Annotated in this window: 19 protein-coding genes; 11 read left to right on the top strand and 8 right to left on the bottom strand. The window is 67.5% G+C overall.

Going from position 1 to position 21745, the window contains the following annotated elements; translation table 11 throughout:
- From ABTV91_RS12610 to ABTV91_RS12600, 3 genes are read left to right on the top strand one after another with little or no spacing between them, the layout of a single operon-like run.
- Positions 1-3078, top strand: a complete 3078-nt coding sequence (locus ABTV91_RS12610) for an efflux RND transporter permease subunit (protein ID WP_433851753.1) — start codon at positions 1-3, stop codon at positions 3076-3078.
- A 54-nt stretch (positions 3079-3132) separates the two neighbouring features.
- Positions 3133-3846, top strand: a complete 714-nt coding sequence (locus tag ABTV91_RS12605; RefSeq protein WP_433851752.1) for a DUF4386 domain-containing protein — start codon at positions 3133-3135, stop codon at positions 3844-3846.
- A 10-nt stretch (positions 3847-3856) separates the two neighbouring features.
- Positions 3857-4273, top strand: a complete 417-nt coding sequence (locus ABTV91_RS12600; protein WP_433851751.1) for a DUF6326 family protein — start codon at positions 3857-3859, stop codon at positions 4271-4273.
- Between the two features lie 28 nt (positions 4274-4301).
- Here ABTV91_RS12600 and ABTV91_RS12595 read toward each other — a convergent pair whose 3' ends face one another.
- The 6 genes from ABTV91_RS12595 to ykgO form a co-directional block, all read right to left on the bottom strand.
- Entirely contained in the window at positions 4302-5528 is a 1227-nt protein-coding gene (locus ABTV91_RS12595; RefSeq protein ID WP_433851750.1) for a TraB/GumN family protein, read from the bottom strand.
- Complete coding sequence (locus ABTV91_RS12590) at positions 5521-6051, bottom strand: N-acetyltransferase family protein (RefSeq protein WP_433851749.1); 531 nt, start codon at positions 6049-6051, stop codon at positions 5521-5523. Before ABTV91_RS12590 ends, ABTV91_RS12595 begins: the two co-directional genes overlap by 8 nt.
- A 15-nt stretch (positions 6052-6066) precedes the next feature.
- Complete coding sequence (locus tag ABTV91_RS12585; protein ID WP_433851748.1) at positions 6067-6951, bottom strand: carbon-nitrogen hydrolase; 885 nt, start codon at positions 6949-6951, stop codon at positions 6067-6069.
- Positions 6952-7083: 132 nt separating this feature from the next.
- Positions 7084-8118, bottom strand: coding sequence for an agmatine deiminase family protein (locus ABTV91_RS12580; RefSeq protein WP_433851747.1), 1035 nt, complete (start codon positions 8116-8118; stop codon positions 7084-7086).
- Positions 8119-8242: 124 nt separating this feature from the next.
- Positions 8243-8575 carry a hypothetical protein gene (locus ABTV91_RS12575; protein WP_433851746.1) on the bottom strand — a complete coding sequence of 111 codons (333 nt, stop codon included), beginning with the start codon at positions 8573-8575 and terminating at the stop codon, positions 8243-8245.
- Positions 8576-8795: 220 nt separating this feature from the next.
- Positions 8796-8921 (bottom strand): type B 50S ribosomal protein L36, encoded by a 126-nt coding sequence (gene ykgO, locus ABTV91_RS12570; protein WP_005409283.1) that lies wholly within the window; start codon positions 8919-8921, stop codon positions 8796-8798.
- Positions 8922-9109: 188 nt separating this feature from the next.
- On the opposite strand from ykgO, the gene cmk reads away from it, so the two are divergent.
- From cmk to galU, 8 genes are all read left to right on the top strand, one after another.
- Complete coding sequence (gene cmk / locus ABTV91_RS12565) at positions 9110-9787, top strand: (d)CMP kinase (protein WP_433851745.1); 678 nt, start codon at positions 9110-9112, stop codon at positions 9785-9787.
- Positions 9788-9984: 197 nt separating this feature from the next.
- Complete coding sequence (rpsA, locus tag ABTV91_RS12560) at positions 9985-11676, top strand: 30S ribosomal protein S1 (RefSeq protein WP_054666289.1); 1692 nt, start codon at positions 9985-9987, stop codon at positions 11674-11676.
- 90 nt (positions 11677-11766) lie between these two features.
- Positions 11767-12072, top strand: a complete 306-nt coding sequence (locus ABTV91_RS12555) for an integration host factor subunit beta (protein ID WP_153190226.1) — start codon at positions 11767-11769, stop codon at positions 12070-12072.
- Between the two features lie 166 nt (positions 12073-12238).
- Entirely contained in the window at positions 12239-12526 is a 288-nt protein-coding gene (locus ABTV91_RS12550; RefSeq protein WP_433851744.1) for a lipopolysaccharide assembly protein LapA domain-containing protein, read from the top strand.
- Positions 12527-12532: 6 nt separating this feature from the next.
- Positions 12533-13711 (top strand): lipopolysaccharide assembly protein LapB, encoded by a 1179-nt coding sequence (lapB, locus tag ABTV91_RS12545; protein WP_433851743.1) that lies wholly within the window; start codon positions 12533-12535, stop codon positions 13709-13711.
- Between the two features lie 3 nt (positions 13712-13714).
- A complete protein-coding gene (locus ABTV91_RS12540) occupies positions 13715-14692 on the top strand; it encodes a lipopolysaccharide biosynthesis protein (protein ID WP_433851742.1) in 978 nt (325 codons plus the stop codon).
- A gap of 12 nt (positions 14693-14704) precedes the next feature.
- Positions 14705-16615, top strand: coding sequence for a polysaccharide biosynthesis protein (locus ABTV91_RS12535; RefSeq protein WP_433851741.1), 1911 nt, complete (start codon positions 14705-14707; stop codon positions 16613-16615).
- Complete coding sequence (gene galU, locus ABTV91_RS12530; RefSeq protein WP_433851740.1) at positions 16615-17493, top strand: UTP--glucose-1-phosphate uridylyltransferase GalU; 879 nt, start codon at positions 16615-16617, stop codon at positions 17491-17493. Before ABTV91_RS12535 ends, galU begins: the two co-directional genes overlap by 1 nt.
- Positions 17494-18056: 563 nt before the next feature.
- Here the strand turns inward: galU and ABTV91_RS12525 are convergent.
- Together ABTV91_RS12525 and ABTV91_RS12520 are read right to left on the bottom strand one after the other, a co-directional pair.
- Complete coding sequence (locus tag ABTV91_RS12525; RefSeq protein ID WP_433851739.1) at positions 18057-19265, bottom strand: acetyl-CoA C-acyltransferase; 1209 nt, start codon at positions 19263-19265, stop codon at positions 18057-18059.
- Positions 19266-19345: 80 nt separating this feature from the next.
- Entirely contained in the window at positions 19346-21718 is a 2373-nt protein-coding gene (locus ABTV91_RS12520; RefSeq protein WP_433851738.1) for a 3-hydroxyacyl-CoA dehydrogenase/enoyl-CoA hydratase family protein, read from the bottom strand.
- Positions 21719-21745 lie beyond the last annotated feature (27 nt).

The following is a 21745-nucleotide window of genomic DNA, read 5'->3' as shown; positions in this document are numbered from 1 at the left end:
ATGAACATCACCGAGCTGTCCATCCGCCGCCCGGTCACCACCATCATGCTGTTCGTGTCGATGGTGGTGATCGGCCTGATCGCCGCGTTCAAGCTGCCGCTGGAGTCCGAGCCGGAAGCCTCGATCCCGTTCTTCTTCGTCTCGCTGCCGTATCCCGGCTCGACCCCGGAGGAGGTCGAACGCAACCTGCTGCGGCCGGTCGAGGAAGCCATCGCCACGATGCCCGGCATCAAGTCGATGAACGCGCGCGCCAACGCCGAGGGCGGGCAGATCCAGGTCGAGTTCAGCGACTGGAACCGAGACATCGCCATGGCCGCGTCCGAGGCGCGCGAGCGCATCGACGCGGTGCGCGACCAGCTCCCGGACGACTTCCGCCGCTATTACGTGCAGCGCTGGAGCACCAGCGACCAGGAAGCGATCAGCCTGCGCCTGAACAGCAAGGAAGACCTGACCGCGCGCGCGGACATGATCGAGCGCACCATCAAGCAGCGCCTGGAGCGCCTGCCCGGCGTCGCCCGCGTCGAAGTGGAAGGCGTGGCCAAGCAGGAAGTGCTGGTGGCGCTGGACAAGGACCGCATCAGCGCCCACGGCGTGGCGCTCAACGAACTGGTGCAGAAGCTGCAGGCGGCCAACTTCGCCGTCTCCGCCGGGCAGATCACCGAGGAAGGCCGCCGCCTGCGCGTGCAGCCCAGGGGCGAACTGCAGGAAGTGCAGGAACTGCGCGACCTGCCGGTCAACAACCGCGGCACGCGCCTGTCCGACATCGCCGAGGTCAGCCTGCAGCCGCAGCGCATGAACTACGTGCGGCGGATGGAAGGCAAGCCCAGCGTCGGCGTGGACATCTACAAGGAGCGTTCGGCCAACCTGGTGGACCTGTCGCGCGCAGTCGGCAGGGAAGTGGAGGCGCTGGCGGACGACCCGGCCATGCGCGGCATCGACATCGAGGTGGCGTGGGATTCGGGCAAGGCCGTGACCAGCTCGCTGCTGGCCCTCGCAGAGGCCGGCGCCATCGGCCTGCTGCTGTCGGTGATCGTGCTGTATGCCTTCCTGCGCCACTGGCCGTCGACGCTGATGGTGTCGATGGCGATCCCGATCTGCTTCATCATGACCCTGGGCTTCATGTACTTCACCGGCATCAGCCTGAACATCATCTCGATGATGGGCCTGCTGCTGGCGGTGGGCATGCTGGTGGACAACGCCGTGGTCGTGGTGGAGAGCATCTACCAGGAGCGCGAGAAATACCCGGGGCAGCCGGCGATGGCCTCGATCATCGGCACCCGCCACGTCGCCATCGCGCTGTCGGCCGGCACCCTGTGCCACTGCGTGGTGTTCCTGCCGATGATGTTCGGCGAGAAGAACATCATCACCATCTACCTGTCGCAGCTGGCGGTGACCATCTCGGTCTCGCTGCTGGCCTCGTGGCTGGTGGCGGTGAGCCTGATCCCGATGCTGTCGGCGCGGATGAAGACCCCGCCGGCGGTGAAGTCGCCGCTGATCGGCCGCCTGCAGGAACGCTACGCGCGCGCGCTGCGCTGGACCCTGCAGAACCGCGGCTGGAGCGTGGCCGGCATCGTGCTGGTGTCGCTGGTGAGCATCTGGCCGATGACCCACACCACCGGCGGCGGGGAGAACAACAAGCCGGACGAGATCAACATCTTCTACCAGTGGAAGGGCGCCTATTCCAAGGAGGAGATGGGCAAGGAAGTGCAGCGGGTGGAGGACTTCGTCAACGCCAACCGCGAGAAGTTCCGGATCGAGCGCGTCTACAGCCGCTACGCCGAGCAGGGCTGGGCGCAGACCCGGCTGTACCTGGACGTCGACGACCGCGAGCAGAGCAAGAAGATCGAGGAGGAAGTGCGCAAGGGGCTGCCGCAGTCGGCGCGTGCCAAGATCGGCATCGGCTGGCCCGGCGGCATGGGCAGCGAAGGGCAGGGCCTGCGCTTCAGCCTGATCGGCGATTCCAGCCAGACCCTGCGCGAACTGGCCGACGACATCGTGCCGATCCTGGCGCGCGATCCCAAGCTGCGCGACGTGCGCGTGGACATCGGCGACGCCAACGCCGAGCTGGCGGTGAGGGTGAACCGCGAGCGCGCCGCCGCGTACGGTTTCAGCGCGCAGCAGGTGGCGCAGTTCGTCGGCATGGCGCTGCGCGGCTCGTCGCTGCGCGACTTCCACCGCGACGACGTCGAGATCCCGGTCAACGTGCGCTTCGCCGGCTCGGAGAGCTATGGCGTGGAGGACCTGTCGTCCTTCATGGTGCGTACCGCCGCCGGCAAGGAAGTGCCGCTGCTGGCGATGGTGGACGTGAACGTCAACCCGGCGGCCAGTTCCATCCAGCGCCTGAACCGGCAGACCATGCTGCGGGTCGAGGCCGGCCTGGCCAAGGACGTGCCGATGGACGTGGCGCGCAAGTCGGTCGAGGACGCGCTGGACAAGGTGCAGTTCCCGCCGGGCTACGGCTACACCTTCGCCGGCGGCAGCTTCAACATCAACTTCGACGGCATGGACCAGATGGTGCGGGCGATCTTCATCGCGCTGATCCTGATGGTGGTGATCATGGCCGCGGTGTTCGAATCCCTGCTGTTCCCCGCCGCGATCATGTCGTGCGTGCTGTTCTCCGTGTTCGGCGTGTACTGGCTGTTCTGGCTGACCGGCACCGAGATGAACATCATGGCGGTGATCGGCATCCTGGTGCTGATGGGCGTGGTGGTGAACAACGGCATCGTGATGATCGAGCACATCAACAACCTGCGCCGGCGCGGCGTGGCGCGTACCGATGCGCTGGTGGAAGGCAGCCGCGAACGCCTGCGCCCGATCATGATGACGATGGGCACGGCGATCCTGGCGATGATCCCGATCGCGCTGAACACGCAGACCGCCGACGGCATGCCGCCGTACTACCCGATGGCGCGCGCCATCGCCGGCGGCCTGGCGTTCTCCACGGTGGTCAGCCTGCTGTTCCTGCCGACCATCTACGCCATCCTCGACGACCTGCGCATGGGGACCGCCCGGCTGGTGCGCCGGGCGCGTGGCCTGTCGCCGACCAGGGACGCCGGGCCGGCGCCGGTCCAGGAGTGACCCGTTCCGTTCCCGGCCATTCCGGCCGGGAACGCTTCTTCCAGGAGATCGCCAATGCCACATGCACGTCCCGCCGGCGGCCGGCTCGCCGGCGTGCTGTACCTGGTCGTCGTCCTCACCGGGCTGTTCTGCCTGGCCTATGTGCCGGGGCAGCTCGCCGGCCCGGATGCGCAGGCGGTGCTGGACAACGTCGTCGCGCGGCAGGCGCTGTTCCGGCAGGGCGTGGCGGCTTTCCTCGTCGAACAGGTCGCTTTCCTGCTGCTGGCCCTGGCGCTGTACCGCGGCTTCAAGGATGTGAACCGCGCGGCGGCGACGCTGATGGTGGCGTTCGTGGTGATGGCGGTTCCCCTGGCCCTGGCGGCGTTGTCGCACCGGCTGCAGGCGCTGTCCCTGCTGACCGATGCCGACAGCGCGCAGCTGCTGTCGCCGGAACAGCGCCAGCAGCTGGCGCACGCGGCGCTGAAGGCCTATCGCGGCGGCATGCAGCTGGTGCGCGTGTTCTGGGGGCTGTGGCTGCTGCCGCTGGGCTGGCTGGTGCTGCGCTCGCGGCGGCTGCCGCGGGTGCTGGGCGCGCTGCTGGTGCTGGGCGGACTGGGCTACGTGCTGGATGTGTTCGCCGAGCTGCTGGTACCGGGCTACGCGGACTGGTGGATTTCCGGCTACATGACCCTGCCGGCCGCGGTTGGCGAGATCGGCACCTGCCTGTGGCTGCTGCTGTTCGGGTTGCGCGCCGGACGTACGGGCGCGTCATCTCCCCTTGCTTCCTGAGGCCACCCCCATGCAGACAAGTTCCCGCCGCACGCTGTCCGATCCGCCGCTTCCGCTGCGCCTGAAGCTGTCGGCCCTGTGGGCCAGCCTCACGTTCTGCTACCTCTACGGCGACTACTTCGGCCTGTACCGGCCCGGAAAACTGCAGCACATGCTCGACGGCGCCGGCCCGATGGGGCCGAGCAGCCAGGGCTCGCTGCTGTTCGTCGCGCTGCTGCTGGCGGTGCCGGGGCTGATGGTGTTCCTGTCGCTGGCGCTGCCGGCACGCCTGGTGCGCTGGCTCGGCATCGGTCTGGCCCTGTTCTACGCGACCTTCGTCGCGCTCACGATGCCGGGCGCGTGGTGGTTCTACCTGGCCTACAGCGGCATCGAGATCGTGCTGTGCCTGCTGATCGTGGGCCTGGCCTGGCGATGGCCGCGCGCCTGACGGCCGCGGCCACGCGCAGGCCCGTGGGTCACACCAGCTTGCCGTAGACGGTGAAACCGGTCAGCCACAGGCCCAGCATGCTGCCCAGGTTGGTCAGCATGAAGGTCAGCACGACGCGGGTGACGCGGTTGCGGTACCAGCCCCTGAGCGTCTGCGCGTCGTCGCGCAGCTGCAGGAAGTCGCGGTAGGCCGGGCGGCGCAGGCGCGTTTCCACCAGCGCGGAGAAGGCGCCGGTGGGAATGCTCAGGCGGAACGGCTTGAACGGCGCCACCACGATCGCGGTCAGGATGCTCAACGGATGGCTGCCGGCCAGCAACGCGCCCAGCCCCGCCAGCCCGCCGGTGTACAGCGCCCAGGTCGCCAGCATGTGCGCGCCCATGTCCATGCCGCCCTTCCAGAAACCGACGCCGATGCCGGCCAGCACCACGGCCAGGATGGTCAGCGTGACCCAGGGGATGTTGCGCTTCTTCGGCACCGCTTCCAGCGACTGGCGCAGCGGACCCGGAGCCTCGGTGTCGGTTTCCAGGTAGCGCGCAAGGCCGGCGAGATGGCCGGCGCCGACCACCGCCAGCACGTTGCGCTGGGCATCGGTGCGTTCCTCGCGCAGGCGCGTGGCCATGTAGCGGTCGCGCTCGCCAATGATGCTCTCGTACAGTTCCGGGCTCTCGCTGGCGAACTCGCCGAAGCTGGATTCGAGCATGTCGCCCTGCTTGAGCTTCTCGATCTCGTCCTCGCCCACGTCCTCGGACGAGAACAGGCCGGCGCCGAGGCCGGCGACCAGTTTCAGCTTGCCGAACACGCCCAGCCGCTGCGAGGCGCGGCGGAAGGTCAGGCCGACGTCGCGGTCGATCAGGTGGACCGGCAGGCCATGCTCCTGCGCCAGCATCACCGCGCGCTTGAGCTCGGCGCCCGGCTCGATGCCCAGCTGCTCGGCCAACCGGCGCTGGTAGGCGGCCAGGGCCAGGTTGGCGGCGAACAGGGCGATCCGGTTCTTGCGGATGACCTCGATCAGGTCCAGCTGCGCCAGCGCGTCCGGGTTGGTCAGCGCCTGCAGGCGCTGCGGGTCGAGCTCGACCGCGACGGCGTCGTACTGGCCGCTGCCGATGGCCTGTTCCACTGCCTGCACGCTGGCGGCGGAAACGTGGGCGGTGCCCAGCAGGGTGTAGCGCACGCCATCGCGTTCGACGATGCGCAGCGGCTGGCCGGCGAGCAGTTCGCCGGTTTCGGGAAGGGTATCGGTCATCGCGTCATTCATTGGAGGGAGCGCTGCCGGCGCCATCGCCGAGCGCGCGTTGCATCTGCACGGTGTCCAGCCAGCGGCCATGCTTGCGGCCGAGGCCGCGGAACACGCCGACCAGATGGAAGCCGAAGCGTTCGTGCAGCCGGATCGAGGCGGTATTTGTGGGCTCGCCGATCACCGCCACCATCTGCCGGAAGCCGCGCGCGGTGCAGGCGTCGATCAGCGCCTGCAGCAGCGCGCCGCCCACGCCCTTGCCCTGGAAGCGGGCATCGACATAGACCGAGTTCTCCACCGTCCACTGGTAGGCGACGCGGCTGCGGTAGGTGTTGGCGTAGGCGTAGCCTGCGACCTGGCCGTCGATTTCGGCGACCAGGTAAGGGAAACCGCGGGCGAGGATGTCCTGCATGCGCCGCAGCATCTCCGCTTCGTCCGGCACCTCGTATTCGTAGGTGTTGACGAAGTCGGTCACCTCGACCGCGTAGATCGCGGCGATGGCGGCGATGTCGGCCGCGCCGGCATCACGGATGTGCACGGCCATGCGCAGGTTTCCCGGTCAGTCGATGTAGCGCTTGAGCAGGTCGCCGTAGGCGTCGATGCGACGGTCGCGCAGGAACGGCCAGATGCGGCGCACGTGTTCGCTGCGCTGCAGGTCCACCTCGCAGACCAGCACGGTCGGCTCGCCGCCGGCTTCGGCCAGGAACTCGCCCTGCGGGCCGAGCACATGGCTGTTGCCCCAGAACTGGATGCCCGAGGCGCCCAGCGGGGAAGCTTCGTGGCCGACGCGGTTGCACGACAGCACCGGCAGGCCGTTGGCCACGGCATGGCCGCGGTGGCTCAGTACCCAGGCGTCGCGCTGGCGGTTCTTCTCGTCCTGCGCGTCGTCCGGGTCCCAGCCGATGGCGGTGGGATAGAGCAGCAGTTCTGCGCCGGCCAGCGCCATCAGGCGCGCGGCTTCCGGATACCACTGGTCCCAGCACACCAGAACGCCGAGGCGGCCCACCGAGGTGTCGATCGGCTTGAAGCCGATGTCGCCCGGGGTGAAATAGAACTTCTCGTAGAAGCCCGGGTCGTCGGGGATGTGCATCTTGCGGTACTTGCCGAGCAGGGTGCCGTCCTTCTCGAACACCACCGCGGTGTTGTGGTACAGGCCGGGAGCGCGGCGCTCGAACAGCGAGCCGACGATGACCACGCCGTGCTTCTTCGCCAGCGTGCCCAGGCGCTCGGTGCTCGGGCCGGGGATCGGCTCGGCCAGGTCGAACTCGTCCACCGATTCGTGCTGGCAGAAGTACGGGCCGTTGTGCAGTTCCTGCAGCAGCACCAGCCTGGCGCCCTGCGCCGCGGCCTCGGCGACGCGGGCCTCGATGACGGCCAGGTTGGCGGCGGCATCGCCGTGGTTGCGTTCCTGGATCAGGGCGACAGTCAGGGAGTTGGTCTTCATGCGGGCATTGTAAACAGGATGGGACAACAGCCCCTTAGCAGGGGGCTACCCGCGTCGGAGGCGCGGGTGCGGATTGGCGTCGAAAAGCCGGGGCGCGGCGTCCGAGTAGCGGGCGCCGGCGGCTTCCCGGCATCAGCCAAGAAGCCCGCCGGGCAGCTGCATGGTGATGCAGTGCAGGCTGCCGTTCTGCCAGATCAGCGGACGGCACGGCACCTGCACGATCTCGCGGCCCGGGAAGGCCTGCGCCAGCACGTCGCGCGCCGCGTCGTCGGCCGGGTCGCCATAGGCCGGCATCAGCACCGCGCCGTTGATGATCAGGAAGTTGGCGTAGGAGGCCGCCAGGCGGCGGCCCTCGTCGATCACCGGCTGCGCCCACGGCAGCGGGAACAGGCGGTATGGCCGGCCGTCGAGGGTGCGCAGCGCGGCCAGTTCGGCGCCCATCGCCCGCAGTTCGGCGTAGTGCGAATCCTGCGGATCGTCGCAGTCCTGGTAGACGATGCTGTCGGCCGAGGCGAAGCGGGCGAGGGTATCGACGTGCGCGTCGGTGTCGTCGCCTTCCAGGTAGCCGTGGTCCAGCCACAGCACGCGCTGCTGGTGCATCCACTGCGCCATGTCGGCGCCGAGCGATGCACGGTCGCGCTCGGGGTGGCGTTCGTGCAGGCACCGCCAGGTGGTCAGCAGGGTGCCGTCGCCATCGGTGTCGATGGCGCCGCCTTCCAGCGCGAACGGAATGCTGCGCACCTGCGCATCGTTGAACGCGCCGGCTTCGTGCAGCACGCCGACCAGTTGGTCGTCCAGGCTCGCCTCGAACTTGCCGCCCCAGCCGGTGAAACGGAAATCCAGCAGCTCGAAGCCGCCCCCAGCGCGCTTGAGGGTGATCGGGCCGGAATCGCGCAGCCAGGTGTCGTCGTACGGCGCGGTGATGAAGCGCACGCGGCCCATGTCGATGCGGTTGGAGCGCAGGCGCATTTCCGCATAGGTCTCGATGTCGTCGTCGGCCACGCAGATCAGCACCGGCTGGAAGCGGGTGATGGCTGCGACCAGGGCGATGTAGGTTTCCTCGACCTCGGCCAGGCGCTCGGCCCAGTCGGTATCGGCATGCGGCCAGGCGATCAGGACGCCGGACTGGGACTCCCACTCTGCGGGGAAACGAAGTGCATCGGTCATTGCGGGGGCTACTCGGCTCATGCCCGGAGCGGTATCCGGGGCGTTCGTCGGCCTCCCTGTACCGGGAGGCGCGGGTGGGCGGTTGTCCCGGTGGCGCGGCAGGGCGCTCCGGGAACTGCGTCGATCAGCGGATCGGCGGCTTCGGTCCGATCTCGTCGGCGCCGGCCTGGTTGGCGACCACGTCGATCACGCGCTGCTTCTCGAAATAGACGGTGAAGGCTGGATAGACCCAGCGGTTGATCGTCGGCCACTGGCGCTTCTGGCCGCCGCGCGGTTCCAGGCGCTCGGCTGGGGCGCCGAAACGCGCCTGCACCTGCTCCATCGATTCGCCGCGTGCCGGCAGGGCGGCGGCCGGCTTTTCCTGCACCCGCTCGATCAGCAGGGTGTCGGCCATCGCCGCGTTGGGTGCCGCGATGATCGCGGCGGTCAGGGCCAAGGCCCGGATGGTCTGCTTCATGGTCGCTTCTCCCCGGAGGACAAGTGGCGATTACAGCAAAAACACGGCGGCGATAAAGCGGCGGACAGCTCTGTTCCAGACAACCGCAGGCGGCCGTGCTGGAGGGAAGATACGCCGCCTGCCGTGAGCGCGGGACGAGGATGCAAAAAGCCGCCCGGAGGCGGCTTTCTGCGAAGGCTGGAATCCTTGCGGATTCCGCTGGCGGCTTGCGCCGGCCGGCTCAGCGCTGGCGAGCCTTGAAACGCGGGTTCGACTTGCAGATCACGAAGATCTTGCCGCGACGGCGAACCACCTTGCAGTCACGGTGACGGGCCTTCGCCGACTTCAGGGAGGACAGGACTTTCATGGCATACCTCGGCGGATACGTTGGAGTTCTACAGGGAGCGTAGCCGCGGATATGCAGGTTGACGCTCGTTCAAGCCCGCCATTCTACCGGGCAATTCCATGTGGGTTCAAGTGGTTGCGTGCAATCGGCGACGGCCGGGCCGGACGGAGCGCTAGAATGGCTCGATTCCCGTTCAGCGAAGGCCCCAGATGAGCCCACTTCCCCCCGTCCTCACCATCGACGGCCCGTCCGGGGCCGGCAAGGGTACCGTGAGCCGCATCGTCGCGCACCGCTTGGGCTGGCATTACCTGGATTCGGGGGCGCTGTACCGGGCGGTGGGCGTTGCCGCCAGCTGGGCGGACATCGACACCTCCGACGCCTCGGCGCTGGTGCGCTGCACGTTCGACACCCGTATCCGCTTCCTCGAGCGGGGCGAGAGCCTGCGGGTGCTGGTCAACGACACCGACGCGACCGACGAGCTGCGCCTGGAGACGACCGGCGCGCTGGCCTCGGCCATCGCGGCCATCCCCGAAGTGCGGGCGGCGCTGAAGGAGCGCCAGCGCGCATTCAGGGTGGCGCCGGGCCTGGTGGCCGACGGCCGCGACATGGGCACGGTCATCTTTCCGGACGCCCCGTTCAAGGTATTCCTGACCGCCAGCGCCGAGGAACGGGCGCAGCGGCGGCATAAACAGTTGAAAGAAAAAGGGGTTTCGGTTAACTTTGACGACCTCCTGCGCGAGATCATGGCCCGCGACGCCCGTGATGCACAGCGCGCAGTGGCGCCCCTGAGGCCGGCCGATGACGCCGTCCTCATCGACACCAGCGGTATTGGCATCGACGACGTCGTTGCCAAGGTGCTGGGCCTGCTTCCCTCATCGGAAGCGTGACCAGACGGTTCCGCGGGAGCGGCCGGTGACGGCCGCAGTCGCATACAAAACAGAAGTTGTACAAGGCTCCGTCGTGCAGGGTGCACGGCGGTTTTTCCACTCTACACACGGCCGCTTGCACGGGGTCGACCAACAGGCGGGCGGTACGCATTCCCCGAAGGGAGCGACCTGCCCATGTGTTCAATTGAGTAAATCCAATGACCGAATCATTTGCAGAACTGTTTGAAGCCAGCCAGGCCAATCTGGCCAAGCTGAAGCCGGGCGCCATCGTCGTCGGCACCGTCGTCGACGTCCGCGGCGACGTGGTGGTGATCAACGCCGGCCTGAAGTCCGAAGGCATCGTGCCGATCGAACAGTTCCGTAACGACGCTGGCGAAATCGACGTGGGCGTGGGCGACCAGGTGAAGGTCGCGCTGGACTCCATCGAGAACGGCTTCGGCGAAACCGTCCTGTCGCGCGAGAAGGCCAAGCGCGCCATGGTGTGGGACGAGCTGGAAGAAGCGTTGGAAAAGAACGAAACCATCACCGGCCGCATCAGCGGCAAGGTCAAGGGTGGTTTCACCGTTGACATCAAGGATGTCCGCGCGTTCCTGCCCGGTTCGCTGGTCGATGTGCGCCCGGTGCGCGACCCGGCCTACCTGGAAGGCAAGGAGCTGGAGTTCAAGCTCATCAAGCTGGACCGCAAGCGCAACAACGTCGTGGTTTCGCGCCGCGCTGTCGTCGAGAGCGAGCACTCGGAAGAGCGCGAGCAGCTGATGGACAAGCTGCAGGAAGGCGCGATCCTGAAGGGTGTCGTCAAGAACCTGACCGATTACGGCGCGTTCGTGGACCTGGGCGGCATCGACGGCCTGCTGCACATCACCGACATGGCATGGAAGCGCGTGCGCCATCCGTCCGAAGTGGTGAACGTCGGCGACGAGCTGGACGTGCGCGTGCTGAAGTTCGACCGCGAGCGCAACCGCGTCTCGCTGGGCCTGAAGCAGCTGGGCGAGGATCCGTGGGACAACATCTCGCGTCGTTACCCGGCCAACAGCCGCGTGTTCGGCAAGGTCTCCAACGTCACCGATTACGGCGCGTTCGTCGAGATCGAGCCGGGCGTGGAAGGCCTGGTGCACGTGTCCGAGATGGACTGGACCAACAAGAACGTCAACCCGTCCAAGGTCGTGCAGGTCGGTGACGAAGTCGAAGTGATGGTGCTGGACGTCGACGAAGAGCGTCGCCGCATCTCGCTGGGCATGAAGCAGGTTGCCGCCAATCCGTGGGAAACCTTCGCCGCCACCCACAAGAAGGGCGACAAGGTGTCCGGCCAGATCAAGTCGATCACCGACTTCGGCATCTTCATCGGCCTGGACGGCGGCATCGACGGCCTGGTCCACCTGTCCGACATCAGCTGGAACACCACCGGCGAAGACGTGGTCCGCAACTTCAAGAAGGGCGACACCCTGGACGCCGTCGTCCTGGCCGTCGACCCGGAGCGCGAGCGCATCTCCCTGGGCGTGAAGCAGCTGGAGCAGGATCCGTTCGGCCAGTACATGGCCGCCAATCCGAAGGGCTCCAAGGTCGAAGGCGTGGTGAAGGAAGTCGACGCCAAGGGCGCCGTGATCGAACTGGCCGACGGCATCGAAGGCTACGTTTCGGCCCGCGACATCAGCCACGACCGTGTGGACGATGCCTCGCAGCACCTGAAGGTCGGCGACAAGGTCGAAGCCAAGTTCGTGGGCATGGACCGCAAGGGCCGTACCATGCAGCTGTCGATCAAGGCCAAGGACGAAGCCGAAACCGCCGAAGCGCTGGCCGAGTACAACAAGTCCTCGACCGAAGCCGCTGCCGGCACCACCAGCCTGGGTGCGCTGCTGCGCGCGCAGCTGGGCGGCAACAAGTCCGAGTAATCGGCCTTCGAGCTTGTCGTAGATGCAACCTGGCGGCCCGGACGAAAGTCCGGGCCGCTTCGGGGGTTTTACCTTCGTGACGAGTCCGCAATGACCAAATCCGAGCTGATCGAAATCCTTGCGCGCCACCAGGCGCACTTGAAGGCCGATGATGTCGATCTGGCCGTGAAGTCGTTGCTGGAGATGATGGGCGGCGCGCTGGCTTCCGGCGACCGCATCGAGATCCGTGGCTTCGGCAGCTTCTCGCTGCATTACCGGCCGCCGCGCATGGGGCGCAACCCGAAGACCGGCGAATCGGTCGCCCTTCCGGGCAAGCATGTCCCCCATTTCAAGCCGGGCAAGGAGCTGCGTGAGCGCGTGAGCGGCGTCGTGCCGCTGGAAAGCGATCCGGCCTGAGTTTCCTCCGCCTGGGTTTCCTTGTTGCCTCCCTCGTGGTGGCAACCCTGCCGGTCATCGGCAAGCGATGCCAAGATCCCTCTGGCGGTTTTTTTGATCCGGCTGCTGCGGATCGGCGTCACGGCCGTTAAGCTAGTGGCTCTATGGACATGGAGCAGGCTGCCGCATGAAGGCTGTCCGTCTGTTGATTCTGCTGGCCGTCCTGGTCGGCGGCCTGGTGATCGGTTCGCTCAACTCGCAGCCTGTCGATATCAGCCTGGCGTTCTGGGCGCTGAAGACCACGTCGGGAATCGCGATCATCGTTTCACTGCTGCTGGGCGCGCTGGTCGGCGGCGGACTGGTCGTGGCCGGCATGGTCATTCCCCTTTACGCGAAGCTGCGGCGCGCCAGCAAGGCGGCCGCTCCCGGCGCCGCGCCCGCACCGCAGGCGCCTTCCCCTTTCGACGGACGCTGATCGAAGATGGCCTTTATCAGTGAGTGGTTCTGGTTCTTCCTGTTCCTGCCGATCGCCGCGCTCTGCGGCTGGGTCGTCGGCCGGCGCGGCGGGCAGCGCCACAGCGAGAACCAGGTCAGCCGCCTGTCGAGCACCTATTTCCGCGGCCTGAACTACCTGCTCAACGAGCAGCCGGACAAGGCGATCGAGCTGTTCCTGCATATCGCCGAGCTGGACAAGGAAACCTTCGAGACGCAGCTCGCGCTCGGGCACCTGTTCCGGCGCCGCGGCGAGGTCGACCGCGCCATCCGCCTGCACCAGGGGCTGGCCAACCGCAACGACCTGTCCGATGCGCAGCGCGTGCAGGCGCTGCTCGCCCTGGGCGAGGACTACATGAAGTCGGGCCTGCTGGACCGCGCCGAGACCGTGTTCACCGACCTGGCGCGCATCGACCAGCGTGCGCCGCAGGCGCTCAAACACCTGATCGGCATCTACCAGGCCGAGCGCGACTGGGAAAAGGCGATCGAGAACGCGACCCGCTACGAACAGGTGACCGACGAGCCCATGGGCAAGCTGATCGGCCAGTTCGAGTGCGAGCTGGCCGAGCGCTATCGCGCCGCCGGGCGCCTGGACGATGCGCGTGCGGCCATCGGCCGCGCCAACGCGGCCGACGCCATGAGCGTGCGCGCCGGCATCATCGAAGGGCGCCTGGAAAGCGATTTCGGCAACGACGAGGCAGCCGTGCGCGCTTTCGAGCGGGCCGCGCGCAACGATCCGGACTATCTGCCGGAGATCCTGCCGCAGCTGCTCAAGAACTACCGCAACGTGGGCGACCTGGCGGGCGCGCGCGCGTTCCTGGCGGAGATGGCCGAGCACTACCGCGGCATCGCGCCGGTGCTGGCGCTGTCGCGCCTGATGGAAGAGCAGGAGGGCGCCGGCCCCGCGCGCGCCTACCTGGGGCGCCAGTTGAAGGATCGCCCGTCGGTGCGCGGCGAATCGGCGCTGATCGACCTGACCCTGGCGGAGGGCGCCGACCCTGTGGCGACGCTGCAGGATCTCAAGCACATCACCGACCAGCTGCTGGTGCGCAACCCCGCCTACCGCTGCACGCGCTGCGGCTTCGGTGCGCGGACCCACCACTGGCAGTGCCCGAGCTGCAAGGAATGGGGGACGGTCAAGCCCCTGTTGAATTACGCGGTGCTCTGATCCATGCAGCCGGCGGTGATGGTCCCGGGGCTGCTGGCGGTCGCGCTCGTCGCGGCCGCGCTGACGGCCGCCGCCCGTTCCTATGCGCTGCGCCGGCAGCTGCTGGATCAGCCGGGCGAGCGCAGGAGCCACGCGGTCGCGACGCCACGCGGCGGCGGCATCGCGATCGTCGTCTCCCAGCTGCTGGCGTACCTCGGCGTGGGCGCGCTTTTCCCGGCGCTCGCCGGCACGCTGGTCCTCTTTTCCGCGGGATTGGTGATGGTGGCGGGAATCGGCTGGTGGGACGACCATCGGCCGCTGCCGGCGCTTCCGCGACTGGCCGTGCACGTCGTGGCCGGCCTGCTGCTCGGCGCGCTTGTCTGGTACTGGACGGGCGATGCGTTCCGGACGGCTTTCAGCGTCGTGCTGGCCGTCTCGTTGATCAACATCTGGAACTTCATGGACGGCATCGACGGGTTGGCGGCGACGCAGGCGTTGCTGGCCTCGGTGGCTTACGCCCTGTTGCTGCCTGCGCCCCTCGCCGGACTTGCGCTCGTCCTGGCCGCCGGCGTACTGGGGTTCCTGCCTTTCAACTTTCCCAGAGCCCGGATCTTCATGGGCGATGTCGGCAGCGGTGCACTCGGCTATCTGCTGGCCGGCCTGGCGGCGCTGGGAGCAGGGACAGGGAACGCGCCGTGGAGCGTGCTGCTGATACCATTGGCCGCTTTCCTCGTCGATGCGGGCCTCACCCTGGCAGGGCGGGTGCTCAGGGGAGAGCGCTGGATGGAAGCCCATACCCAGCACCTGTACCAACGCTGGGTGAAGTCCGGTCGCAGTCACGCCATGGTCACGTCCTGCTACGCATTGTTCGGCGTTGCCGGAATCGCGCTGGTGCTTGTTTCCGCCCGGCTTCCTTCGCCCTGGAGCCACGTGGCGGCCATGGCATGGGGCGCGTCCGGCGCGTGCCTTTGGTGGGTTTTGCGGAACAAGGTCCTTCGATAAGGAAAGTACCCGATGGTGGTATGGCAACAACGGCTGGCTGGAAATTTCCCGCGCATCGCGGTGATGCTGCACGACCTGTTCATGGTCTGGGCATGCTGGCAGCTGCTGCATGTGGCCCGGTACGCGATGCTGGACGTCGCGCCCACCCTCCCGCTGCTGGGCTTCGATGTCGTGGTGGTGATGCTCCTGCAGGCGCTGGCATTCCGCTACGTGGGCCTGTACCGCGGGCTCTGGCGCTTTGCCAGCGTCACCGACCTGGTCAATATCTTCAAGGCCAGTTTCATCGGCCTGGGCGCGATCGTCCTGGTGTTCAGCTACAAGCGCCTGGACGGCATTCCCATGTCCGTGCTCGCGATCTACCCGTTCGCACTGGCGGCGCTGCTCGGCGGTCCGCGGCTGCTGTATCGCGCATGGAAGGATTACCAGTCCATCCATTCCGACGCGCGCGCGCGTCGCGTGCTGGTGCTGGGCGCCGGGCATGCGGCCGAAGCGCTGGTCAAGGACCTGCGCCGGTCCGGCGACTATGAACCTGTCGGGCTGCTCGACGATTCCCCGCACCTGAAAGGCGCCAAGCTGCAGGGCATTCCGATCCTGGGGAACATCGCGGACGTGGCTTCCGTCGCCCGGGAAACGGCGGCGAAGCTGCTGGTGATCGCCATTCCCACGCTGGACGCGGCCGGCATGCAGCGCATCGTCGCGCTCTGCGAGAGCACGGGCCTGCCGTTCAGGACGGTGCCGCGGTTGAGCGACGTCCTGGAAGGGAACACGCTGCCCGGGCAGCTCAAGGAAGTGGCCATCGAGGACCTGCTCGGCCGCAAGCCGATACAGCCGGACTGGGAGCTGATCCGCGGCTGGCTGCGCGGGCGCACGGTCATGGTGACCGGTGCGGGCGGCTCCATCGGCTCCGAACTCTGCCGCCAATGCGCGCGGCACGGCGTGAACCGGATTGTGCTGCTGGAAATCAGCGAGATCCTCATGCTGAACATCCAGAGCGAGCTGTGCCGCAACTTCCCGCACCTGGAGATCGAATGCGTGCTGGGCGACTGCGGCGATGCCGCGGTCGTGCGCCGCGCGCTCACCCTGTATCGCCCGGACACCGTCTTCCACGCCGCCGCCTACAAGCAGGTGCCGCTGCTGGAAGGGCAGATGCGCGAGGCGATCCGCAACAACACGCTGGCGACCGAGTGCGTGGCGCGGGCGTGCCAGGAGCACGGCGTCGACAACTTCGTGTTCATCTCCACCGACAAGGCGGTCGATCCGGCCAATGCCCTGGGCGCCACCAAGCGCTATGCGGAGATGATCTGCCAGAGCCTGAACCAGAAGAAGGGCGGGACGCGCTACGTCACCGTCCGCTTCGGCAACGTGCTGGGTTCGGTGGGCAGCGTCGTTCCGCTGTTCCGCGAGCAGATCCGCAAGGGCGGGCCGGTGACGGTGACCGACCCGGAAGTGAGCCGCTACTTCATGACCATTCCCGAGGCCTGCCTGCTCATCCTGCAGGCGGCGGCCTCTTCCTCGCGCGGCGCGATCTACATGCTGGACATGGGCGAGCCGGTGCTGATCCGGGTGCTGGCCGAGCAGATGATCCGTCTTGCCGGCAAGCAGCCGGGCGCCGACATCGCCATCGTCTACACCGGGCTGCGCGCGGGCGAAAAGCTGCACGAACGTCTTTTCTACGCCGACGAGAACAGCCGGCCCACCGCCCACCCCAAGGTGCTGGAGGCCGGGGTGCGCGAGTTCTCCGCCGAGCGCGTGCTCGGCAGCCTGCCGCGGTTGCGCGAAGCGGTGGCCAGCTATGATGCCGAGACCATGCAGGCGATCCTTTCGGCGGTCATTCCCGAGTATTCGCCGGTGCAGGAAACGGCGGAGTCGCGCGCGAACACCAACATTGTCCCGTTTCCCTCCAAAGAGGCTGGTAGGAACTGATGTCCCAACGCATTCGCAAGGCGGTGTTTCCCGTCGCAGGTCTTGGCACCCGCTTTCTTCCCGCCACCAAGACCGTGCCCAAGGAGATGCTGCCGATCATCGACCGGCCGTTGATCCAGTACGCCGTCGATGAGGCCATCGAGGCCGGCTGCGATACCCTGGTGTTCATCACCAACCGCTACAAGCATGCGGTGGCGGATTATTTCGACAAGGCCTACGAGCTCGAGCAGAAGCTCGAGCGTGCCGGCAAGCAGGAGCAGTTGGAGATGATCCGCCATGTGCTGCCGGAAGGCGTGCGGGCGGTCTTCGTGACCCAGGCCGAGGCGCTGGGCCTGGGCCATGCGGTGCTGTGCGCGAAGGCGGTGGTCGGCGACGAGCCGTTCGCCGTGCTGCTGCCCGACGACCTGATCTGGAGCCGCGGCGCCGGTGCGCTCAAGCAGATGGCCGACCTCAACGAGGCCAGTGGCGCCAGCGTGATCGCGGTCGAAGACGTGCCGCACGAGAAGACGGCCAGTTACGGCATCGTCGCCACCGAGGCGTTCGATGGCCGCAAGGGCCGCATCTCGCAGATCGTGGAGAAGCCCAAGCCTGAGGACGCGCCGAGCGACCTGGCGGTGGTCGGCCGTTACGTACTGAGCCCGAAGATCTTCGAACTGCTGGAGCAGACCGGCAGCGGGGCCGGCGGCGAGATCCAGCTGACCGACGCGATCGCGGCGCTGCTGAAGACCGAAGAGGTGGATGCCTACCGTTTCGAGGGCACCCGATTCGACTGCGGTACGCACCTGGGGCTGGTGGAAGCGACGATCCGCTTCGCGCTGGACAACCCGAAGTTGGCTGGCCCAGCGCGGGAGAAGCTGGCGGCGATGCTGGCGGAATAAGGTTTATCAAGCGCTCCGTTCGCGGCGCCTTGATTGATACGTGATGGGCGGGACGGGTGGGCCTTTGCAGGACACGCCTTAAACCCGTCCATGGGGGCTCGGTCGCCGCATCCATGCGGCGAACGGTCCTGCAAAGGCCCACCCGTCCCGCCTGTCAGGTTTCCTGCGCGCGCGGACGGGAAGGGCGGAATCAAAGGCAAGAGCAAAAGCAAAAAAGGCAGCCATTGGCTGCCTTTTTTGCTCGTGCGGGGTCAGAGCCCTTTGCGCAGCAAAGGGCTCTGATCCCGGCCTTTGACCTTGCCTTTGCTAAACCCTCCGCCGCGCGGAACGTTGGATGGCGCGGGTGGGTGAGGCTGGCCGGGACGGTCAGCGGCATGGGCCCGAGGCATGCCTCGGGCGGGTTGGGCAGGACGCCCAACCCCGGTCTTGCCGTGTGCGCAGGACAGCGCACACGAGCAAGCCGCTGCCAAGCCTACATGGATGTACTTGCGGCGTGTCCCGGGCAGCCTCACTCACCTGGGGCCCCGCAGCCAACCAGCAGTCAGCCGGCAACGCCTTGAACCTTACAGCGCCTCGAAAATACCCGCCGCGCCCATGCCGGTGCCGATGCACATCGTCACCATGCCGTACTTCTGCTGGCGACGGCGCAGGCCATGCAGCAGCGTCGCGGTACGGATCGCGCCGGTCGCACCCAGCGGGTGGCCCAGGGCGATCGCGCCGCCCAGCGGATTGACCTTGGCCGGGTCCAGGCCGCAATCGCGGATCACCGCCAGCGACTGCGCGGCGAAGGCTTCGTTGAGCTCGATCCAGTCCAGCTGGTCCTGGGTCAGGCCGGCCTGCTTGAGCGCCTTCGGGATCGCGGCGATCGGGCCGATGCCCATCACTTCCGGACGCACGCCGGCTACCGAGAAGCTGACGAAACGCGCCAGCGGGGTCAGGCCGTAGTCCTTGATCGCCTGCTCCGAGGCCAGCAGCACGGCGCCGGCGCCATCGCTCATCTGCGACGAGTTGCCGGCGGTGACGGTGCCGCCGAACTGGCCGTTGCGGAATACCGGGCGCAGCTTGGCCAGGCCTTCGGCCGAGGAATCCGGGCGCGGGCCTTCGTCGGTGTCGGCGACCTTGTTGCGGGTGATGATGCGCTGGCCATCGGCCAGGTCGGGCTGGTGCGAAACGATTTCGTACGGACTGATCTCGTCCTTGAACTCGCCGGCCTGGATCGCCGCGATGGCCTTCTGGTGCGAGGCCAGGGCGAAGGCGTCCTGTTCCTCGCGCGACACCTTCCATTCCTCTGCGACCTTCTCGGCGGTGATGCCCATGCCGTAGGCGATGGCGACGTGGTCGTTGTCGAACACGCTCGGTGCCATCGCGATCTTGTTGCCCATCATCGGCACCATCGACATCGACTCGGTGCCGCCGGCCAGCATCAGGTCGGCGTTGCCCAGGCGGATCGCGTCGGCGGCCTGCGCCACGGCCTGCAGGCCGGAGGAGCAGAAGCGGTTCACGGTCTGCGCGGCGATGGTGTTCGGCAGGCCGGCCAGCAGCACGCCGATGCGTGCCACGTTCATGCCCTGCTCGGCTTCCGGCATGGCGCAGCCGATGATCGCGTCATCGATGCGGTTGACGTCCACGCCCGGCGCCTGGGCCACGACGCTGCGCAGCACGTGCGCCAGCATGTCGTCGGGGCGGGTGTTGCGGAACATGCCCTTGGGCGCCTTGCCCACCGGGGTGCGGGTGGCGGCGACGATGTAGGCGTCCTGGATTTGCTTGGTCATTGCGGTGATCTCTTGAAAAGGGGAGTAGGCGGGAGCAGGGAAGCGCGGCGTGCCGGGGCGGCCGCCACGCCGGCGCCTGCTCAGTTGCGCAGCGGCTTGCCGGTCTTGAGCATGTGCGCGATGCGGGCCTGGGTCTTTTCCTGCTGGGCCAGTTCGACGAAGTGCTTGCGCTCCAGGGTCAGCAGCCATTCTTCGTCGACCAAGGTGCCGCGATCGACCTTGCCGCCGCACAGCACGGTGGCGATGCGCTCGGCGATCTCATAGTCGTACGGGCTGATGAAGCGGCCTTCCAGCATGTTGACCAGCATCATCTTGAAGGTGGCGATGCCGACGTCGCCGGCGACCTGGATGCGGCGTGCCGGCAGCGGCGGGCGGTAGCCCGCTTCGGCCAGGGCGCGCGCTTCGGCCTTGGCGATGTACAGCGCCTCGTAACTGTTGAACACGACCTTGTCGGTGCCGCGCAGCAGGCCCAGTTCCTTGGCGTTGACCGCCGAGTTGGACACCTTGGCCATCGCCACGGTCTCGAAGGTCTTCTTCAGTTCGGCGAACACGTCGCCGCCCGGGCCGGCGGCCTGCGAGGCGCGCACGGCCAGTTCCTTCAGGCCGCCACCGGCCGGCAGCAGGCCGACGCCGGCCTCGACCAGGCCGATGTAGCTTTCCAGGAAGGCCACGGTCCTGGCGCTGTGCATCTGGAACTCGCAGCCGCCGCCCAAGGCCAGGCCGCGCACGGCGGCCACCACCGGCACCAGCGAGTACTTGATGCGCTGGCTGGTGCGCTGGAAGTTGGCGACCATTTCTTCGAACTGGTCAACCTTGCCGGCCTGCAGCAGGCCGAGCGCACCGGCCAGGTCGGCACCGGCGGAGAAGGGCTCCTTCTGCTGCCAGATCACCAGGCCCTGGAAGTCCTTCTCGGCGCGGCTCACGCATTCCTGCAGGCCGTCCAGCACCTGGTCGGACACGGTGTTCATCTTGGTCTTGAAGCTGACCACGGCGATGCCATCGCCGTCATGCCACATGCGCAGGCCGTCGTTCTCGAACACGGTCTCGCCCGGCGCGAAGGTCTCGCCCAGCAGCGGGTCCGGGAAGCGCTGGCGCTGGTACACCGGCAGCGACGAGCGCGGCAGCTTGGCGTTGCGCGACGGGCTGTAGCTGCCTTCGGCGGCATGCACGCCGTCGCGGCCATCGAACACCCAGTCCGGCAGCGGCGCATTGCTCATGCTCTTGCCGGCGACGATGTCATCGGCGATCCACTGTGCCACCTGCTTCCAGCCGGCGGCCTGCCAGGTTTCGAACGGGCCCAGCGACCAGCCGTAGCCCCAGCGGATGGCCAGGTCGACGTCGCGCGCGGTCTCGGCGATGTCGGCCAGGTGGTAGGCGCTGTAGTGGAACAGGTCGCGGAAGGTCGCCCACAGGAACTGCGCCTGCGGGTGCTGGCTTTCGCGCAGCTTGGCGAACTTCTCGGCCGGATTCTTGATCTTCAGGATCTCGACCACTTCCGGGGCGGCGGTGCGATCGGCCGGGCGGTAGTCCTGCTTCTCCAGGTCCAGCACGACGATGTCCTTGCCGACCTTGCGGAAGATGCCGGCACCGGTCTTCTGGCCCAGCGCGCCCTTGGCGATCAGCGCGTCCAGCCACTTCGGCGACTTGAAGAATGCATGCCACGGGTCGTTCGGCAGGGTATCGCCCATGGTCTTGATGACGTGGGCCATGGTATCCAGGCCGACCACGTCGGAGGTGCGGTAGGTGGCCGACTTCGGGCGGCCGACCAGCGGGCCGGTCAGGCCGTCCACTTCATCGAAGCCCAGGCCGAACTGCTGGGTGTGGTGGATGGTCGACAGGATCGAGAACACGCCGATGCGGTTGCCGATGAAGTTCGGGGTGTCCTTGGCGTACACCACGCCCTTGCCCAGGGTGGTGACCAGGAATTCCTCCAGGCCTTCCAGCACGGCGGCATCGGTGGTGGTGGCCGGGATCAGCTCGGCCAGGTGCATGTAGCGCGGCGGGTTGAAGAAGTGCACGCCACAGAAGCGGTGGCGCAGCTGTTCGGGCAGCACGTCGGCCAGCTTGTTGATGCCCAGGCCCGAGGTGTTGGAGGCCAGCACCGCGTGGTCGGCCACGAACGGGGCGATCTTCCTGTACAGGTCCTGCTTCCAGTCCATGCGTTCGGCGATGGCCTCGATGATCAGGTCGCAGTCCTTGAGCTGCTCCAGGCCGGACTCGTAGTTGGCCGGGGTGATGGCTTCGGCCAGCGCCTTGCTGGCCAGCGGCGCCGGGCTCAGCTTGCCCAGATTGGCGATCGCCTTGAGCACGATGCCGTCGGCCGGACCTTCCTTCGCAGGCAGGTCGAACAGCACGGTGTCGACGCCGGCATTGGTGAGGTGGGCGGCGATCTGGGCACCCATGACGCCGGCACCCAGCACGGCGGCGCGGCGGATCAGCAGGGAATTGGACATGGTGTAGGGCCTTTGTTGGTACCGGGT

This window comes from Stenotrophomonas nitritireducens, from assembly GCF_050984405.1.
Taxonomy (GTDB): domain Bacteria; phylum Pseudomonadota; class Gammaproteobacteria; order Xanthomonadales; family Xanthomonadaceae; genus Stenotrophomonas; species Stenotrophomonas nitritireducens_B.
This window is presented reverse-complemented; position numbering and strand designations above follow the sequence as displayed.

Excerpts from the sequence above, each read along its gene's own strand:
- ykgO (WP_005409283.1), bottom strand. The coding sequence starts at position 8,921 with ATGAAAGTCCTGTCCTCCCTGAAGTCGGCGAAGGCCCGTCACCGTGAC.
- ABTV91_RS12525 (WP_433851739.1), bottom strand. The coding sequence starts at position 19,265 with ATGACCAAGCAAATCCAGGACGCCTACATCGTCGCCGCCACCCGCACC.
- ABTV91_RS12610 (WP_433851753.1), top strand. The coding sequence starts at position 1 with ATGAACATCACCGAGCTGTCCATCCGCCGCCCGGTCACCACCATCATG.
- ABTV91_RS12585 (WP_433851748.1), bottom strand. The coding sequence starts at position 6,951 with ATGAAGACCAACTCCCTGACTGTCGCCCTGATCCAGGAACGCAACCAC.
- ABTV91_RS12595 (WP_433851750.1), bottom strand. The coding sequence starts at position 5,528 with ATGAATGACGCGATGACCGATACCCTTCCCGAAACCGGCGAACTGCTC.
- ABTV91_RS12550 (WP_433851744.1), top strand. The coding sequence starts at position 12,239 with ATGAAGGCTGTCCGTCTGTTGATTCTGCTGGCCGTCCTGGTCGGCGGC.
- ABTV91_RS12555 (WP_153190226.1), top strand. The coding sequence starts at position 11,767 with ATGACCAAATCCGAGCTGATCGAAATCCTTGCGCGCCACCAGGCGCAC.
- cmk (WP_433851745.1), top strand. The coding sequence starts at position 9,110 with ATGAGCCCACTTCCCCCCGTCCTCACCATCGACGGCCCGTCCGGGGCC.
- ABTV91_RS12540 (WP_433851742.1), top strand. The coding sequence starts at position 13,715 with ATGCAGCCGGCGGTGATGGTCCCGGGGCTGCTGGCGGTCGCGCTCGTC.
- lapB (WP_433851743.1), top strand. The coding sequence starts at position 12,533 with ATGGCCTTTATCAGTGAGTGGTTCTGGTTCTTCCTGTTCCTGCCGATC.
- ABTV91_RS12535 (WP_433851741.1), top strand. The coding sequence starts at position 14,705 with ATGGTGGTATGGCAACAACGGCTGGCTGGAAATTTCCCGCGCATCGCG.
- ABTV91_RS12520 (WP_433851738.1), bottom strand. The coding sequence starts at position 21,718 with ATGTCCAATTCCCTGCTGATCCGCCGCGCCGCCGTGCTGGGTGCCGGC.
- galU (WP_433851740.1), top strand. The coding sequence starts at position 16,615 with ATGTCCCAACGCATTCGCAAGGCGGTGTTTCCCGTCGCAGGTCTTGGC.
- rpsA (WP_054666289.1), top strand. The coding sequence starts at position 9,985 with ATGACCGAATCATTTGCAGAACTGTTTGAAGCCAGCCAGGCCAATCTG.
- ABTV91_RS12600 (WP_433851751.1), top strand. The coding sequence starts at position 3,857 with ATGCAGACAAGTTCCCGCCGCACGCTGTCCGATCCGCCGCTTCCGCTG.
- ABTV91_RS12575 (WP_433851746.1), bottom strand. The coding sequence starts at position 8,575 with ATGAAGCAGACCATCCGGGCCTTGGCCCTGACCGCCGCGATCATCGCG.
- ABTV91_RS12590 (WP_433851749.1), bottom strand. The coding sequence starts at position 6,051 with ATGGCCGTGCACATCCGTGATGCCGGCGCGGCCGACATCGCCGCCATC.
- ABTV91_RS12580 (WP_433851747.1), bottom strand. The coding sequence starts at position 8,118 with ATGACCGATGCACTTCGTTTCCCCGCAGAGTGGGAGTCCCAGTCCGGC.
- ABTV91_RS12605 (WP_433851752.1), top strand. The coding sequence starts at position 3,133 with ATGCCACATGCACGTCCCGCCGGCGGCCGGCTCGCCGGCGTGCTGTAC.